Genomic DNA, 18,263 nt, shown 5'->3' with positions numbered 1-18,263 from the left:
TGGTGCGTACCCCGAAGGGTATGCACTATAAACCTTGTTAGCTTGCGTTTTCTTTTTCATATTTATCTAATTCAATAATCATATTGTCAAAATTGGAATACTTTGATTCAAACTCATCAAAAACTTCGTGATCCCACAGAACAATAGGATAGTCGCTGTTTTGATTTTCAACAGTTGTATCAAAACACAATAATCCCCAATCACTCCAGTTTGCAAACGGTATTCTTCCTGTATCAATTAAAAACTCTCTTGGATATCCGTCAAAAATCATTTCGGACAGTGAAGCTCTCCAAATTCTGGCAGGATGCTCGCAAAATGAGCATTCTCCAATTTGAAGTTCGTAGAAATGCTTATGCTTTAGGAATTTCGTATAAGATTCAGGCAGATTGTGACCAAGTCTTGATTCAAATTCTTTTATTTCCTCATCAGTGACTGTGCTTTGAATTGGATTCCAAATTCTCCATTCTTCATTTTTATCTTGATTAGGGTCAGACATTTCCGATACTATCTGTCCTGGAAGTTTATTCAACTCAATTGATATAAGTTCGTCAAGATATTTATCTATAATTTTCTCCATTTTATTCAATGCAAGCTAACGGTTTAGCTAAGCTGCGTTTTAATGCAGTTTAGGTGGTGTTATCTGTATTCTTCTATTTTAAATTTCTTCTGTTTTTGTAAAGTCTTACCTGCAATTTTCTCAATCGAGATGACTTTTTTACAAATCCGTAATTTATCAGTCAGTTGCTCTGTTATTAATTTCAATCTGACTTTCTGCTTGTTATCAATCAAATTCTGATATGTGTATTCCGTAATTGGTGCATAGTCTTTGGCAGTCAAATAAACAATGAAGGTGGAATCAGAGTCAGTTTTAAGGTATATAAAGGGACTTTTTACTAAATCGTGTTTTTCTAATAATTCAATATGAGACGTTCCTATTGAATCCTGTTTTCTAAGTTCTTCAATCCCAAGGCTATCTCTTAACTCGGTATAATTTTGATAGAGGCTATCAGGTTGTTGATAAAAGCTACCTAATTTCAACCAAGTATAATATAGGTCGCCTTCTAAATTCGGCTTTTCTTCTGGTTTGGTTTGACAACCTAATACAACTAAAACTGAGCCTATAATTATTATTAAGTTTTTCATTTATTTCTTATTACAGATAACGTTTTGTGTATGGTTTGTTGCGTGTTTAAATGTACATTTTTTTAGCTAAACACTAGCTTTATAAAAAATCACTTGCCTTTGGTTTAGAAAGGTATAGCAATTAACTATACGCTTTGTTAGCTGACGTTTTTTTAAAAATATTATCATTTAATTTTCCATCTGCTACGTGATCAAGAAGCATTAATTTTCTTAAACTTTTCCATAATGAGTTTTTGTATAACTTTTCGTTTTTTAAAGATTCAGGATAAAGAATTTTTGCATCATCATAAAAGTGAATCCTCCATTTTGTTAATTCTGTTTTAAATTTTTCCTCAATTAGTGGTTTGATTATTTCAAAACCATCAATTCCCCATGTAATATTTAAGAAGTATTTCTTTAAATCGATATCAATAAATCCAATAAAATAACTATCATCATCTCCATCCATACAGTTTATTCCTACGATTGAGATTACCTTTTCTAAATCTAAAATCCAAGATTGATCTTTATGCGCGGTCCAAAGGCCATCTCTATGTCTTCCATCGAACTCACTTTCATAAGTTATCAAGTTATTTTGAATATAAATTTTGTTCATTGCAATGGCAGCTAACGGTTAGTGTAAAATGCGTTTTAATGCATTTTACATATTGTTGTGGTGTCGTTTTTATTTTTTCAGTTCTTTGGTCAATTCGATTTTTCCTTTTTGTGTAAGTTTTCCAGTTTTATAAATTGTTTCTTCCTTTTTTGTTCCTTTAATCTCTTCATAATCTTCATTGCATTCGTAATACTTTAAATTATTCGCAATGTAAACATTTAACTCTTCATCTATCTCTACTAGTTCTTCGCACTCAAAACAAGGTCCTTGTCCGCAACCACCAATTGCAATAGTTTTTGAGTCAATTCTTTCTCCATTTAGTTCATAAGTTGTCAATATTGGTAAAAAACAATCTGCTGCTCCAAGACTAATTGTAGCAATATAAGCTCCATTTGTATTAATCTTTCCAAAAGCATAATAAGGTTCTTTTTCATAAGGTGAACTTATTTCCTTTTTCAGTTCAGTTAATGGTTGAAAATCATCTTCACAACCTTTAATTTTTATTGGTAATTTAATTTCAGGAAATTGGTTAATAAAACTCTGAAATTGGTCATTCACTTGAGGTATTTCAGAAGTGAGTTTTTCAGATTTATTATTTTCAGTTTTACAACTAATAAATAAAATTATTCCAATTAATATTATTGTTTTTTTCATAGTTTCTCAAATGCACCACAACGTTCCGTGTATGGTGCGTATCCCGAAGGGTATGCACTATATACAGTGTTAGCCACAGTTATTTTTATTTTTTTCCTGGTCTTGATGAAGCACCCGGTTTTAATTTTCCTTCTAAAATCTCAATAACAGTACTTTTTAAGTAGTTATAGTTGAAGTCCTCATTAAAACCAACATTGAATGTTGAATGAGTGTCCCCTTTGTCCATGCCGAGTACATACTTAGGTCCTCCGAGTTCAACTGAGATTACAGAATTCTCTGTTTGAATGCGGTATTCAATTTCACTGTCCTTGTTTACCACATAGAAAAGGTGTTTATAGTATAATTTCCCTTCGGGTTCTGCAAACCTTTCAAATACTTGGATGAGTTTGTCATTCCACTTGAATTGGTCAAAGCAGAACATGTCTTTCATATTGTCCTTGAGCAGACCTTCGCTATGTGCATCATAAAGTTTCTTTTTCAATGGCTCTGCTTTGTCATATTGTTTGCGAGCGTAGTGAATTTGAATAAGCTTAGCATATGAATGATAGTCGTTAGGTGCGAGTTCAACAAGCTCGGTAAAGGCTGTCTCGGCTTTTTCATAGTTCTCTGCAAGTAGTTCAAAAAGCCCGATGTTATATAGCACATTGATATATGAGTCAGTCTCTTTTGATATTTTATCCTTGGCGACATAAAATGCCGCTAAAGCTTTGTCCTTTTGATTTAGTGAATTGTAAATCTGAGGTATCATTGAAAAAGGTCTGTCTGGTGCATTTTCTTGTTCTGTTGCCTTTTGATAGGCTTCAAGTGCTTTGTCAAGTTCGTCTTGGCTGAGATAAGAATCACCGAGCCCACTGTAATAGTAACCACTGGTATTATTGAGTTCTATGGCTTTTATGAAGGATTTTATAGCATTGTCAAATTGCCCCATGTAATTATATGTCATACCCTTTATGTAGTATGCGTCAGGGTCGCTTTGGTCTTTGTCAATTGACATATCCATGTACTTAACACAATTATTGTCGTCAGCTTTCATGTAATAAGCCATTCCTATGTAGTAAATAGCTTTTGCTGGGTACTTCTTTGCTTCAGCTGCATGACTTACAATAATCTCGTCATACTTCTGATTGTTATAAAGACTTTTGATTTCCGTTGTTAGGTCGTCTTGAGCCATTACCGTCAAGGATAGTAGTGTGAAGAGTAGTGTTGTTATTGTCTGCTTCATTATCTTTTTTTAATTGTGGCTAACGGTTTGCGTAAGTTTCGCTTTTTGTGTTGCGCCTGCGGCAAAAAATGAAATTTACGCTTTGTTGTATGTCGTTATTTTTTCATTAATTTGAATGTTCTTTTTAAATCATAACCTTTTATACAATAACATTCTCCTAAATTTTTAAATCTTTTTTTGAAAAAACTTTTAAAATCCTTGATATTTTTTATATCTCGACTATTTAATTCGATAGTCTTTTCATTTTTAAAAAACAAAATTAAAGATTCTGAAGGAAATCGTCCAAAGTTTTCATGAATAGAATAACCTTTTAAATCTCTTAATTGAAAATTCATTTTTTTCATTAATAATGGGTAACTTATGATTATAAATTGATCTTCAAAATGAACTTTTACAATTCCATTAAAAAACCTATATAAACAAACAGTTCCAAGATAACTAAACAAAGCTAAAATCAAAATAGCGATAAAAATTGTGTCTGTTTCTATCTTCGATTTTCCAAATATTAATTGATAAACAAAATTAACCAGAGGAAAAAAGAATACTACCATTCCAAAAACATCTATAATTTTATTTTTGAGATTAATCTTTAATTTAGGTGAATTATATTTCTTCAATATATTTTTATTTAAATGACATACAACGTAATTGTGTATGAAAAGTTGCGATGATTTTAGCAGCAATTTTTCATTCATTTTCATGATTTAAAAGTAAATATAATTTTTGATTTATGGAGAAAGAAGCAATTTTTTATACACGCTGTTAACTAATGTTGGAGAACACTAGCCAAAATTCAAAGCGTTTAGAAAATTTTACACTGAAAGCAAACGAGACAGAATGCAAAACTAAAGGTTTTCAAACAAGAACAATTGTCAGTCAATAAAAGATAAATAGTCAATAGCCTTACTTGCATTTAGTTTGCGCATTTTAAGTTTTATATAAAGCCTTTTTTTAGAAAAAGAACGGATCAGAACGTTCAGCGAGAATTGGCTAAGAATGCGACGAGGTTCTACTCAAAAGTAAAAAGTAAGCTAAGTTATCGGAACGAGCCAGAGACTTTTCAAACACAAAACAAGAACCGACAATCAAGAAATTAGGAGATTGGCAAATGATCCAAGCCATAAAACGTTTAGTTCTCTAAAAAAAGGACGAAGCTGGAATTATTGTTGAAAAGTACAATTTTGAAACTGACTTTGATTTATCAAAAAGAGAACTTCACATAATTCTCGACAATGATAGTTAACGGTCTCGTATAACCGTCAGTTACGAGTTTTTATGCGTTAATTTTCGGTTAGGCTCTGACACTCGTAATTCCGAGTGGATTCGGACGTAGTCGAATCCGCCGTAATTGCGGTTATACATTGTTAGCTACAGGGCTTTCTTTTTCCGCCCATTGTATATCCAGTTTTTTGCCTTGGTCCGTATTCAATTCTTACTATTTTACAACAATTTACTTCTATTACATATTGGAAGTTTTCTAACATTGCACCTCGATTCCCATAACAATCGTCAAATTCAAATTCACCAGGCAATGCTTTTTGTAATTCCGATAATTCATCTCCAACTTTGAATTTTGGAATGGTATTTTTTAATATATCGTGTCTCACATATTGCGGAACAGCATTATATGCAAGTGATGGTAATAATTTCGGGAAAGCGAATAAATAAATTAATAAAAAGAGAATCGGTAAAGTCAGAATTGGAATTAAGTGTATTTGCTTTAATTCATTCCTCTTTTTATTATTCCAAATCAGATGAAAAGTCAGCCCGAAAATCAGTCCACAAACAAAGGCATCTATAAAAACTCCCAAAAAGTTGCTAGACATTAAAAATCCCCAGCCAATCAAAATTGTAAATCCAATTAATGCATAAATGCCAGATAATAGTGTAAAGTTCAAAATTCCAATGTGCTCGGAAAGTTTAACAATTTGTTTTCTCGGTATAAGGATGAATAGTCCGTAGTAAATTAGTAGAAAAAATGAAGACCAAAAAATCACAACTCCTGTGTCTCCACCAGAAGCACTTTCATATCTCAAGTTCGACCAAATAATGTGCGTGATTATTTGTCCAATCCAACCTAAAACGAGAGCTAAAAATGATATTTTCTTAAAGTGTTTCATTTGCCTTGTAGCTAACGGTTTGGCTAAGCTGCGTTTTAATGCAGTTTAGGTGTTGTTGTGTGTAGTTTTTATCGTTTTGCTTGTTTATCTTTTGGGATATTTACTACTCCACAACCTTCAACAAACCATTTATTATCAAGCTCCTTAATTTTCATTGTTATTGTAAATCCTTTCCAATTTATAGCTTCCACGGTTAAGTAATTTGTTTTTGAGTCAAATTCTGAAAGTTTAAATCCATCATCAGGGCAATCTTGAGCGTCAAAAATCGGGTCAAAACCCAATCCATGTTCAGGGTCTGCTTTTTCAGCTTCCTCAATCATTCTTATCAGTTCAGTTTTAAATTCTTTACTAACATTTGGATGAGTATTAACAAATTCAATAATTCCAATCTGCGCTTTCATTTTATTACAATTAGAAACGTAGTCATTAATGAATTTTAAAGCTACATCTGTAACTGAAGTTGTATAATTTAATTCAGCTTTTTTAGTTTTTACTTCTTTTAAATCAATTTCAGTTTGTTCTTTCTTTCCGGGAATATTCTTTTTTTGTTTTTCTCTAAAACTCAGAGTGAAGAAAATCAATAGAATTAAGTATATTTTTTGCATTAATTTCTGATTTCTATTCGGTCTTTTTAAATTACACACAACGGTAACGTATAAGAATAGTAGCGGTCTTTTACGCACTTACTTTTCGGTTTGTTACTGTCTTTTGATTTATAAATTTCATTTCGTTTTAGCGATTAAACCGCTATTATTTTTATATAATGTTGTAGCAAGTACATTTTTCAGAACAAGCTGTCAGGATATTTTTCAACTTCGTTTTCTGCTTGTTCATTCTTTACTCGCTCAAGTTGTTTTATAATTGATTGTGTTTCTCTGAATTGTTGAGCTTCCGAAACTTTAATAAAGTCAACTTCTTTTTCGTATTTGTCTTTAATAACTTGTTCGATTTCGTCCAATGTTACATTAAAATACTCTTTTCTATAATTAACTTTATTGATACGCCTATCATCAAATTCTTTATGTAATAAATTTTCAAGTTCGGGTGCATTTTCTGAAAATATCATAGCGTGTAAATCAAATGTGAAAGGTACAGAAGCATCTCCTAATTCCTTTACTCTGTCCATTGGTTCAAGTCTTCTTGTCATACCAATTTTATAAACATTTTCTCCAAATGAACCAAGATTAGAAATTATATAAACGTGCCCAGATTTTGTTTCCTGTGCTCTCGAAATTGCTCTTTCCTTTGCTTCGTTTGCTTCTTTTAAGTTTTGTTCTAATTGAGCGATTTGAGAATTTAATTCGTCTAATTTTTCTCCGCTAACTAATCCTAAATCCTTTTTTGCTTTTTCCAATGCTTTTTGGTAACGCCTTTCTTCTATTTCAGCATCTTTGCGAGCTTTTTCGAATTCACGCTGTGCTCTTTCTTCTTCTCGCTGTTGGGCTCTTATTTCTCTTGCTTCCTCTTTTTCTTGATATTTTTTGTGAGCTAACTCATAAACTAAATGAAGTTCATCGAGTTTTAACTTTAAATATTTATCAGTAAGAAATGTATTATTCGATTTCCCAAGTTTATTGATTGCGTTAAAAGCTTTTTTTATTCTTTCTTCAAAACGTTTTACATTATTCCAGCGGACTTTAGAAATTAATGAATCACATTCTCCATTAAATGCCCTCAAAGTTAAATTGATATATCTTCGAGTCATTATTTCTCCTTGTTTTCGACTATTTCCAACTACCCATTCTGTATTACAAACACAAGCATTTCCTCCTTTTATAAGTTGTTTTTGTTTGTTTACAACATCCCTTATTTTCTCTTTGTATGCTTCGGACGTTTCTAAATCAAAAATCGGTTCATAAATTCCGAGCTCAATAAATTCTAAATCATTTTTATAAATTTTAATGTCCTTTTCTAGTTCTTTAAAAATTGATTTTGCAATAATAAATTTATCGTTTAATTCTGTTGCGTTGGCTTGAATTTCTGAAAATTCTTTGTTTTTTGATTCAATCTCACTTTCAATAGATATTATTCCACTAAATCTTTCCAAATCAGAATTGAGCTTACTATTTTCCTCAATTTTTGTAGATATTTCCGTACTCTTTTTTTCGATTTCAGAAGTTAGTTTAGCCTTTACTTTTTTACATTGGTTTATTACAATGAAAAGCGCAATTCCTAAAACTAAAATCGTGATTATTAGTCCTATTTCCATTTGGTTAATTTGTTTTTCTGGTATTTGCTACAACGTAATTGTGTATGAAAAGTTGCGATGATTTTGGTAGCAATTTTTCATTCATTTTCATGATTTAAAAGTAAATATAATTTTTGATTTATAGAGAATGCAGCAATTTTTTATACACGCTGTTAACTAATGTTGGAGAACGCTAGCCAAAATTCAAAGCGTTTAGAAAATTTTACACTGAAAGCAAACGAGACAGAATGCAAATCTAAAGGTTTACAAACAAGCACAATTATCAGCCAAAAAAAGATAAATAGTTACAAGCCTTACTTGCATTTAGTTTGCGTAATTTGATTGTTGTAAAAAGCCTTTTTTTAGAAAAAGAACGGATCAGAACGTTCAGCGAGAATTGGCTAAAAATACGATGAGGTTCTACTCAAAAGTAAAAAGTGAGCCAAGTTATCGGAACGAGCCAGAGACTTTTCAAACACAAAACAAGAACCGACAATTAAGAAATTAGGAGATTGGCAAATGATCCAAACCAAAAAACGTTTAGTTCTCTAAAAAAAGGACAAAGCTGGAATTACTCTTGAAAAGTACAATTTTGCAACTGACTTTGATTTATCAAAAGGAGAACTTCACATAATTCTCGACAATGATAGTTAACGGTCTCGGCTATGTGTAGTTGCGTGGTTTAGCGGTTAACTTTGCAAGTAAGCACTGAACTGAAAATCCGCGAGGATTTTCAGAAGTAGGCGAGAACAAGCAATTACTTATAGCCATTGTTGGTGGTAGTTATATTTTATTGATAAATTCGTTAATTACACTAATTCTCTGTTTCATTCGAGAATCATTGTCGAATTCAGTAATTAATGTTTTTAGTTCCTTATTTTCTGTGATATCATAATAATATTCCATTAAGTCATCAATCCCTGAATATGGCTCTTTTCGAAGTCCGATAATAAAATCTTTTAAGATTGATTTTAACCTTTGGTCTTTATATTTTACGAGAATTGAAATTATACCCTCATTGTCATAATCATAACGCTCGAAAGATTCAATAACATCATAAAGTTCATTTCTTTGTTCAGTCGAGAACTTTAGCAAATTCAGTTTAGAATATATTGGTTCCTGCTCAAATGTTATGTTATTATTTAAAAGTTCAAAAAGGTCTTTGTTTTTTACAGTTTGACAGAACCAATTTGTGAAATTTTTCGAATTTATATCTGATTTGATTTTATCAAATTCAGTCAAAGCTTTGGCAATTTCAATTGGGTTTTCATCCATACTGCCTATTTGAAATATACTATCATTTTTAATTTTTCCGAAAACTATAGTTTCTTGACTTTCTACATTTTCATAAAGTACTGGTGCATAACCGCAACCATTAAAAATATCTTTGTAATAGATTTTAGTTTTATCTGTATTTCCTTTCACTTTTATTGCAGAAGTCAAGGTCATACTTTTTAATGGCATTCTGAAAGGCGAAGTTTTTGTAGTGTCTTGTTTTAGATTTTCGATATTAGTAATTACGCCGATTATAACAACATCGCTCTGTTCGTATAAATCGACAAAATTTTTATTTCCAATCCAATTTTGAGCTTGAATTTGAATTGTAAAAAATAATATTATTAAGTTCTTCATTTTAATTACCACCAACGTGTTGGTGTATGATTTCGTTGCGTGTTTCTGCAACTAATTTAGCAAATACAAACCGAATAGAAAGTCCGAGAGGGTTTTCGTAATTAGGCGAATACTAGCAATGAATTATAAACGGTGTTGCCATTAGTTTTTCATATACGTAAACCTAATCCGAATTTCAATATATTAATATTCGTGTTATACTTGATGTCAGGGACATCATTGTCAACGCCAATTTTTATAAAATCATATTGTGCTTGTATAAAAAGCTTATCTGTAATATCATAAGATAAACCTAAATTCAAATTTACACCACTTTCCGTTCGGTCAATATTTGTCTCAAGAAAATCAGGATTAATTCCGTTTGATTGTGCTTTAAACATCAGAAAAGAATACCCTAATCCAATTTGAGGATGAAGTTTACTTAATTTTTCAATATTAAATTCAGCAAAAATTCTAGGTTGTATGGGATAAACATTTACGTCGAATGAATTATTACTATCAGCTTTAGAGTTTTTAAGAAATCCTCCGTTTATTGAAGCTCCAATATCAAATATTTTCAATTCCAAAAAACTATATTTTACTCCAATATCAACAATTCCTCCATAATTTTCTCCTAAAAAGTTATCCCCGATTGGAATTGGAAAGTTTGCTTCAACACTTAATTTCGAATCTTGAGAAAATAATTTTATGGAAAAAATCAGTAATAATGCTAATAATAACTTTTGTTTCATAGTTCAGTTTTTAAATTAATGGCAACGTTCTGTGTATGAAACGTAGCGATTAAAAAGACACTAACTTTTCGGAATAACACAGAGCTGAATTTTTAAATTTAACTTATCATTTTTAAAAGCCAAATTTAAAAATTTGGCGGTCTTACTAAATAAACAAAACCTTTCGGAAAGCCTATATTAGTTATGTTTTATACATGTTGTTGTACACCGTATTTTTTCATTCCATTGTTGCTTTTTTTGCGCGTTCAATCGTCGACTCATAATCAAAAGTTGAGCAAGAACCTTCGCTTAAAACTCTTTTTCCAGTTCGAACTATTGTGCTCTCGTCATTTTCCCAATCAAATATGTGAATAGTAGCTCTAAAAACTTCATTCAATTTTTTGTAATTCAGTTCTCCATTTTCGTGACCAAAGTTTTCTTCCGTTTCTATTATCTTAATTGGAATTCCCTTATTTAGATAAATAATTGTCCTTATTCGACCGTAAGAAAGTCCGATTTCCTCAACTATTTTACAAATCTGTTTTTCATTCCGGCAAACTTTTAAAATCCTGCCACCATCTGTTGTAATTCCAGTTAATTCAACCCAATCAAATTCAGTTTCATTGAGTGTGGAATCTGATTCTATGAATTTCACTTTTCTATCTATTCGGTCAACATTATTTTCTTGTCCAAATGCTAAAAATCCAATTAAGGTCAATATGATTACGAATGCGTTTTTCATATGGTGTACAACTCGTTATATCTGTATAAATATTCCTATTTATCGATTAAATATTCCGGATAACAGGAACTTTTGTGTTTTTTTAGTGTTTTTATTTATCAGGGTGTTTTTTCAAAAGTATTGAAAATTTAATTAACTCCAAATAGTTTTTTTAAACACAAAAAACACCCCACAGAAATTCTCAATAGGGTGTTATAATGGATAAAACAAAGACAAAGTTTACAAATCGATAATTATATTATCTCTACTTTCTTCTTCAGGTAAAGTTGCTTTCTTTTCAAAGATGTTGTAGGTAACCTCCAAACTATTACCTCTATTTTTTTCTAATTCTGCAAAACGTTTTTCGTAGTTTTTATTACTATGACAATAGATGATTTTAGTTGGATTATGCGCCATTTTGTTACCTCCATACATTCTGCCATTCTCTTTTACCTGAGAAATAAAAACCCAAATCACTTCTGGAAATTGATTCCTTTACTCATTTAATTGATCTGCTGTAATCTTTAAATCGGTAACTGAATCGGCAACAATAACATCGTTAATTTGACTAATCGCCTTTAGCTCTTGCATTGGTTTTTCAACATAACCTTTAACTAAAATATTTCTTTTTCCCTGGGGAGTTGTATTTCGGTTTAAAGAATCGATAGTGTCCTTACATTCCATTCCTCCTTGTTCATAGTCAATATAAACCACTTTCTTGTTCAGTTCTCCAAAGCCATTTGCTATTTGCATAGCTAATTAACTTTTACTGGAGTGTTTATTTCCTTTGATAAGAATTAGCTCTTTGTAGGGTAAATATTCTGTAGAAATTTTCTAATTTCTCCTAGTAATCTAGAAATTCCGGATGCTTGTTTTGGAGCCGAAGTAGCTTTTATATAACCAAGTTTTTGCATCTTCTTTTCGTATTCACTTAACTCTTCATTCTTTGTTATGTCTATAACCGGAGTAGATGAAATATTGTCAACAGTAGTTGCTAATTTGTTGTTTTGTACCTGAGTTTCTTCTTCCTTGATAACAACAGGAGCAACAACAGTTGTTGCTATTGTTGGTTGGTTATTGGTTTCTAGATCCAAAAGAACATCACCCGCTCCTTTTAATCCTAATTCCAATTGTCTTGATTTTCTTTGTTGCTTCGGAATGGAAAAGTTTACCGCAATTTTTAAGTGTCGTTTTTCAATTTCTGTTTTCATCTTTTTAATTAAAGAAGTTTTTCCTGCTTCTGTTAATAATGATGATTTTTTATAATGAGGATAATTTCTACTATTGATAAGAATATGTTTTGCTAGTAAACTATAAGCATAGGCTTTTGATAATAAAGCATCACTAATCTTTTCTAGATTATAGCCTTTGTTTACATGTGAGAAAATTGTTTTCTCAGAGATCAACTTTTTTAAATAAAGAGTCAAACTCTTTTTTTAGAGAGTTTTTATAAATTTGGTACTAAAGCTTCTTCAACTTAAAAAGACTTTATAAAAAAGGATTCATTAAAAATGCCTTTTATCTCTTAGTTATTTGTAGTTTCTTTGATTTTAAATTTCATCAAAAATGGCTTTAAAAAGAGTATATTTAATTTTCATTATATCTATAATAGTTGGTTGTAAAAAACAAGAAAAGAAGTTTACTCCAATTTCACTACAGAAAAGCCTGATTACTAAAAATAAAGATCTCACTAAAAAAGAAAAAGAAACCTGGTTTCTGAAAGATATTTTATTAGATACAATTCCAGGGTTAAGTATAGAAAGGTTAAGAGATAGTTTTCAGTTTAAAAATCCTGATAAGAGAATAATAGTAGCCGTATTAGACACAGAAGTTGACATTAACCATAGTGTTATAAAGAATAATGTATGGCTCAATCCAGACGAAATTCCTAATAATGGAATTGATGATGATAAAAATGGATACATAGATGATATCAACGGTTGGAATTTCTTAGGAGCTAAAAATGGGGAGAACAATACATTTACTTCATATTCATATACAAGAGTTGTTAAAAAATTAGCTCCGAAATATAAGAATTTAAAAGACACTGATAGTATAGATTCAGAGGAGTACAATTATTATTTGGCTGCTAAGAAAAGGTTCGAAAAAATGAAAAAGTATGCAAAAGAAGATATTGATTATTCAAATATGCTTATTAATTCATTAAATAATGTAGAGAGCCATTTGGCCAAATATTTCCCAAAAAAGCAGTTCAAAATTGTATCCTTGGATAGTTTAAAAAAGTTGTACCCGAATGATAAGGAATTACAGCGTTCTATTTTGATAAAGAGCAATTTTATCAATTATGGTTTTTCTAGACAGTACATGAATAACTATAAGTTAAAGGCAGAAGCAAGAGAAGTGAAAATGCTGAATCTCGATTATGATGAACGTGCTTTAACAGAAGACGATCCTGAAGATATAAATGATATCATCTACGGAAATAAATTGGTTAATAATAATACTGATTTCTTTTACCATGGAACAGAAATCAGTGGTTCAATTTTAAGTGTAAATGATAAGGTTGATATTATGCCCGTTTGTATAACCCCAGTTGGTAATGAAAGCGATAAAGATATTGCAGTTGGAATTAAATATGCAGTGAATAATGGTGCAAATATTATTAATATGAGTTTCGGTAAAAGATTCTCAGTAAATACACAATGGGTTTTAGACGCAATGAAGTATGCTGAAGAGCATAATGTTTTGATTGTTTCATCAGCAGGAAATTGGAATTACGATTTAAATGAAGTCAATAACTACTTTCCAAATGATAATATTAATAATGGGAAAGAATATGTAAACAACTTTATTTTAGTTGGTGGAATTACGAGTAAGTTAAATAAAGAGTTTAGATTAGTATATAGTAATTATGGGAATATTGATGTTGATGCTTTTGCTCCAGCTGAAGATATTTATACCACTTTTCCTAATAATATTTCTAGATTAGACACTGGAACTTCATTAGCTGCTTCTTTAACCTCTGGGATAGCAAGTTTAATCTATCAACAATATCCGAATCTTAAAGCTGCTCAAATAAAACAAATTTTAATGGATTCTGGATTAGAGTTTAAATTAGAAGTAAGTAATCCAGATATAGAAAAGATAGAGAAAACAATTCCTATAAATAAACTTTCTAAATCGGGTAAAGTGATTAATGCTTATAATGCGTTAATTATGGCCGATAGTATTTCTAATTTGAAAAAATTGTAATTTCGTTCTATGCCAACATCTTTAGAACTTCAAGTAAAAACATTGCCACATTCTCCTGGGGTTTATCAATATTTCGATAAAGATGATTTTGTTATTTATGTGGGTAAAGCAAAAAATTTAAAGAAAAGAGTTTCGTCATACTTTACTAAGAATCATGAGTATGGTAAAACAAGAGTACTCGTAAAAAAGATTGTTCGTATTGAGCACATAGTTGTTAATACAGAAACTGATGCACTTTTATTAGAAAATAATCTTATAAAAAAATATAAACCTAGGTATAATGTATTATTAAAAGATGATAAATCATATCCATGGATTTGCATTAAAAAAGAACGTTTCCCACGTGTGTTTTTGACCAGAAGAGTTATTAAGGATGGTTCAGAATATTACGGTCCGTATACAAGTGTAAAAACAGTTCATAATTTGTTGGATTTAATAAAGCAACTGTACCCTTTAAGAACTTGTAATTATGACTTAAGCAAACCTAAAGTAGATTCTGGAAAGTACAAAGTATGTTTAGAGTATCATTTAAAGAATTGTAAAGGTCCTTGTGAAGCTTATCAAGATGAAGAAGCTTACATGGATAACATCAAGAAAATACGTAGTATTATAAAAGGAAACTTCAAGGAAAGTCTTGAAAGTTTGCATAATATAATGATGGAATATGCAGCAGCAATGAATTTTGAGGAGGCGCAGTTAATTAAGGAAAAGCTTGTTTCACTTCAAAATTATCAAGCAAAATCAACAATTGTAAATCCAACTATTAATAATGTGGATGTATTTTCAATTATCTCAGATGAAACACATGGTTATGCTAACTTCTTTAAAATCATGAATGGTTCTATCATTCAGTCTTATACCACAGAAATTAAAAAGAAGTTAGATGAAACAGATAAGGAATTATTAGAGCTTTTTATTGTAGAAACTCGCCAGAGATTTAGTTCATTATCTCGCGAAGTTTATGTGCCTTTTGAAGTTGAACTGGGAGATAAAATCAAAGTTACAGTTCCTAAATTAGGAGATAAAAAGAGAATTGTTGAACTTTCTTTGCGAAATGCTAAGTATTACAGACAAGAGCAATTCAAACAAATAAAAATTGTTGATCCTGATCGTCATGTGAAAAGAATCATGGCGCAAATGAAAAAAGACTTACGTTTAAAAGAAGAGCCTGTTCATATTGAGTGTTTTGATAACTCAAATATTCAAGGAACAAATCCTGTTGCAGCCTGTGTTGTATTTAAAGAAGGAAAGCCGAGTAAAAAAGATTACAGACATTTTAATATTAAAACCGTCGAAGGTCCAGATGATTTTGCTTCTATGGAAGAAGTAGTTTTTCGTAGGTATAAAAGATTACTTCAAGAAGACAAGCCGTTACCACAGTTAATTGTTATTGATGGAGGAAAAGGACAGCTATCTTCGGCATTAAAAAGTTTAGATTTATTAGGTCTAAGAGGAAAAATTGCGATTATTGGTATAGCAAAAAGATTAGAAGAAATATATTATCCTGGAGATAGTGTTCCTTTGTATTTAGACAAAAAGTCTGAGACTTTGAAAATTATTCAGTATCTAAGAAATGAAGCCCACCGATTTGGTATTACATTTCATAGAAATAAGCGAAGTAAAAGTGCTATTCAATCAGAATTAGAAATGATTCCAGATGTTGGAAAGCAAACCATTACAAATCTATTACGAAAATTTAAATCAGCAAAAAGAGTAAAAAATGCTACCTTACAAGAGTTAATTGAAGTTGTTGGAAATGCTAGAGCTCAAAAAATTCATCAGTATTTCCACGCTAAAAAGTAGCTGTATGAAAAAAACACTAACCTTAGTTTTTAGTATTTGGTTGTTTGTTGGATTTTCCCAAGATCGACTAAAAGTTGGTTTGGTTTTAAGTGGAGGTGGAGCAAAGGGATTTGCTCATATTGGTGTGTTGAAAGAGTTAGAAAACGCGAATGTAAAGATTGATTACATTGGTGGTACAAGCATGGGAGCTATAATTGGAGGAATGTACTGTGCCGGATATTCGGCTGATCAAATTGAGACTTTGATTCGTGAGATTGATTTCTTCTCTGTAATTCAAGATAATGTTCCGAGAGAAGAAAAAACTTATTTTGAGAAGGCTTTTATGGAAAAAACAGCCGTAACACTTCCAGTGAATAGAGGAAATATTGGTTTACCCTTGGGGTTATCTAAGGGTCAGAATGTATTAAACTTACTGACAGAAATATTATCGCCAGTAGACGAAATTTCAAGTTTTTCTAAACTTCCAATTCCCTTTTATTGTATCGGTACAGATATTGAAACTGGTGAAGAAGTTGTTTTAGAAAATGGTTCTTTACCATTAGCGCTGAGAGCAACAGCTTCTTTTCCAACGTTATTGAATCCTGTTGAAGTAAATAATAGATTAATTGTTGACGGTGGTGTAGCAAATAATTTCCCTGTAGATATAATGAAGGAGAAAGGAGTTGACATTATCATTGGTGTCAATGTTCAAGGAACCTTATTACAAAGAGATCAACTGACGTCTGTAGCTTCTTTATTGAGTCAAATTGTAAATTTTCAAATGTATCGAAAGACCGATGAGCAGATTAAAAAGTTAGATGTTCATATTCATCCTGATATAAAAGGATATAGTGTGGTTTCTTTTGATGATAAAGATGCGATTCTTAAAGAAGGTGAACGAAAAGCAAAAGAGTTCAGAGATATTTTTTTGGAAATAGCTAAAAAACAAGAAAACAATAAACAAGAAAAAAATAAGATTGTAAACAGTTTGATCGAAAAAAGGTCAAGAAATAAACGTTTTCTAATTGATAGAATTGTTTTCAAAGGAAATAGAAATTATACACAGAGTTATCTTTTAGGAAAACTTCGTTTGAAAGAAGGAGATTCAGTTTCATACAAAGAAATCTCCCAAAAAATTAATGCGCTAACTGCCACTAAGAATTTTCAACGAGTTGATTATAGTTTAGAAAGCTCTTTTCATGGAAAAAAATTAAATATTATCGTCAAGGAAAATGAAATCAAATCGTTTCTTAGTTTTGGTTTGCATTATGACAATCTCTATAAGACTGGGGTTTTATTAAACTACAACAATAAGAAGTTAGCTTTTAAAAATGATGAACTTTCTTTCGATGTTGTAGTAGGAGATAAAATTAGATACGATTTAGAATATCTGATTGATAATGGTGATCTATTAAGTTTTGGATTTGCTTCTAGGTACAACTCGTTTAATTCAGAAGTTTTATTCAACGAAAATAACTTGAATAAAATTAATGTAACCTATCGTGATTTTACGAATAAGGTCTATTTGCAAACTACTTTTAATAGAAAAACAGCATTTGGAGCCGGCGTTGAGTTAAAGGCTCTTAAAGTTTCCTCAGATACATTTTTAACGAATGATCAGGAAACAATATTTGACGAAAGTATTTACTTTAGTCCTTTCGCTTTTTTACATGTTGATACCCATGATAAAATTGCTCTTCCGACAAAAGGCTTTTCAATCAATGCAAAGTTTCGTTGGTTTTTATTGTCTAATAGAAACGATGCTTTAAATGATTTTGCGCCCGGAAGCATCGGTTTTAACCAATATTCTCAAATTGATGGTAGATTAAGTTTTGCTCAAACTTTTTGGGAACGGCTTACCTTTGAGTTTATTTCTGAAGCTGGTTTTACTTTAGGTGAAGAAGACTCTGAAATTTTTGATTATCGTTTAGGAGGTAATAATCAAAATTACATCAATAACTTCGTTCCGTTTTATGGTTATGATATATCCTCATTGAGTGATCAATCATTTCTGAAGTCCGAATTTCATTTTCGTTATAAACTTTTTAAAAAACAGTATTTTGGTGTTTTGGCAAACTACGGAAGAATAGGAAAAAATGTTTTAAATCGAGGTGAATTATTAAACGAGGTTAAATCAGGTTATGCTGTTGGTTATAGTGTAGAAACTTTGTTAGGGCCAATTGAGTTGAAATATGCGTGGTCTCCTGATCATAATGATCGCTTTTGGTTGTTTAATTTAGGCTTTTGGTTTTAAAACAAAAAATCCTACTTGTAATGAAACAA

At 30.8% G+C, this 18,263-nt stretch carries 18 protein-coding genes; 3 read left to right on the top strand and 15 right to left on the bottom strand.

What is annotated here, in order from left to right:
- Positions 1-37 precede the first annotated feature (37 nt).
- The 15 genes from BTO06_RS15750 to BTO06_RS15680 all read right to left on the bottom strand — a co-directional run bounded on the left by BTO06_RS15750 (position 38) and on the right by BTO06_RS15680 (position 12,412).
- Complete coding sequence (locus BTO06_RS15750; protein WP_100926218.1) at positions 38-577, bottom strand: SMI1/KNR4 family protein; 540 nt, start codon at positions 575-577, stop codon at positions 38-40.
- A gap of 59 nt (positions 578-636) precedes the next feature.
- On the bottom strand, positions 637-1,143 hold the full coding sequence (locus BTO06_RS15745) for a hypothetical protein (protein ID WP_100925568.1): 507 nt from the start codon (positions 1,141-1,143) through the stop codon (positions 637-639).
- A gap of 121 nt (positions 1,144-1,264) precedes the next feature.
- On the bottom strand, positions 1,265-1,738 hold the full coding sequence (locus tag BTO06_RS15740) for a hypothetical protein (RefSeq protein ID WP_100925491.1): 474 nt from the start codon (positions 1,736-1,738) through the stop codon (positions 1,265-1,267).
- Between the two features lie 69 nt (positions 1,739-1,807).
- Complete coding sequence (locus tag BTO06_RS15735) at positions 1,808-2,392, bottom strand: hypothetical protein (protein ID WP_100926217.1); 585 nt, start codon at positions 2,390-2,392, stop codon at positions 1,808-1,810.
- A gap of 85 nt (positions 2,393-2,477) precedes the next feature.
- Positions 2,478-3,614 (bottom strand): tetratricopeptide repeat protein, encoded by a 1,137-nt coding sequence (locus BTO06_RS15730; RefSeq protein WP_100926216.1) that lies wholly within the window; start codon positions 3,612-3,614, stop codon positions 2,478-2,480.
- 95 nt (positions 3,615-3,709) lie between these two features.
- A complete protein-coding gene (locus tag BTO06_RS15725) occupies positions 3,710-4,231 on the bottom strand; it encodes a hypothetical protein (protein WP_100926215.1) in 522 nt (173 codons plus the stop codon).
- 747 nt (positions 4,232-4,978) lie between these two features.
- Entirely contained in the window at positions 4,979-5,734 is a 756-nt protein-coding gene (locus BTO06_RS15720) for a hypothetical protein (protein ID WP_100926214.1), read from the bottom strand.
- Between the two features lie 68 nt (positions 5,735-5,802).
- Positions 5,803-6,339 (bottom strand): hypothetical protein, encoded by a 537-nt coding sequence (locus BTO06_RS15715; RefSeq protein WP_100926213.1) that lies wholly within the window; start codon positions 6,337-6,339, stop codon positions 5,803-5,805.
- 179 nt (positions 6,340-6,518) lie between these two features.
- Positions 6,519-7,943, bottom strand: a complete 1,425-nt coding sequence (locus tag BTO06_RS15710; protein WP_100926212.1) for a DUF4041 domain-containing protein — start codon at positions 7,941-7,943, stop codon at positions 6,519-6,521.
- A gap of 762 nt (positions 7,944-8,705) precedes the next feature.
- Positions 8,706-9,554: a hypothetical protein gene (locus tag BTO06_RS15705; protein ID WP_100926211.1), complete on the bottom strand. Its 849-nt coding sequence runs from the start codon at positions 9,552-9,554 to the stop codon at positions 8,706-8,708.
- A 149-nt stretch (positions 9,555-9,703) separates the two neighbouring features.
- A complete protein-coding gene (locus tag BTO06_RS15700) occupies positions 9,704-10,285 on the bottom strand; it encodes an outer membrane protein (RefSeq protein WP_100926210.1) in 582 nt (193 codons plus the stop codon).
- A 217-nt stretch (positions 10,286-10,502) separates the two neighbouring features.
- Entirely contained in the window at positions 10,503-11,006 is a 504-nt protein-coding gene (locus BTO06_RS15695; protein ID WP_100926209.1) for a hypothetical protein, read from the bottom strand.
- A gap of 219 nt (positions 11,007-11,225) precedes the next feature.
- Complete coding sequence (locus BTO06_RS15690; protein WP_157811888.1) at positions 11,226-11,462, bottom strand: hypothetical protein; 237 nt, start codon at positions 11,460-11,462, stop codon at positions 11,226-11,228.
- An 18-nt stretch (positions 11,463-11,480) separates the two neighbouring features.
- The gene (locus tag BTO06_RS15685) at positions 11,481-11,738 is read right to left on the bottom strand and encodes a hypothetical protein (protein ID WP_100926207.1); all 258 of its coding nucleotides are present in this window, start codon (positions 11,736-11,738) and stop codon (positions 11,481-11,483) included.
- A 44-nt stretch (positions 11,739-11,782) separates the two neighbouring features.
- Positions 11,783-12,412: a hypothetical protein gene (locus BTO06_RS15680; protein WP_100926206.1), complete on the bottom strand. Its 630-nt coding sequence runs from the start codon at positions 12,410-12,412 to the stop codon at positions 11,783-11,785.
- Between the two features lie 139 nt (positions 12,413-12,551).
- On the opposite strand from BTO06_RS15680, the gene BTO06_RS15675 reads away from it, so the two are divergent.
- From BTO06_RS15675 to BTO06_RS15665, 3 genes are read left to right on the top strand one after another with little or no spacing between them, the layout of a single operon-like run.
- On the top strand, positions 12,552-14,198 hold the full coding sequence (locus tag BTO06_RS15675) for a S8 family serine peptidase (protein ID WP_100926205.1): 1,647 nt from the start codon (positions 12,552-12,554) through the stop codon (positions 14,196-14,198).
- 9 nt (positions 14,199-14,207) lie between these two features.
- Positions 14,208-16,001, top strand: coding sequence for an excinuclease ABC subunit UvrC (gene uvrC / locus BTO06_RS15670; RefSeq protein ID WP_100926204.1), 1,794 nt, complete (start codon positions 14,208-14,210; stop codon positions 15,999-16,001).
- Positions 16,002-16,005: 4 nt separating this feature from the next.
- Positions 16,006-18,234, top strand: a complete 2,229-nt coding sequence (locus BTO06_RS15665) for a patatin-like phospholipase family protein (protein ID WP_100926203.1) — start codon at positions 16,006-16,008, stop codon at positions 18,232-18,234.
- Positions 18,235-18,263 lie beyond the last annotated feature (29 nt).

It is taken from the genome of Tenacibaculum sp. SZ-18, assembly GCF_002813915.1.
GTDB lineage: Bacteria > Bacteroidota > Bacteroidia > Flavobacteriales > Flavobacteriaceae > Polaribacter.
This window is presented reverse-complemented; position numbering and strand designations above follow the sequence as displayed.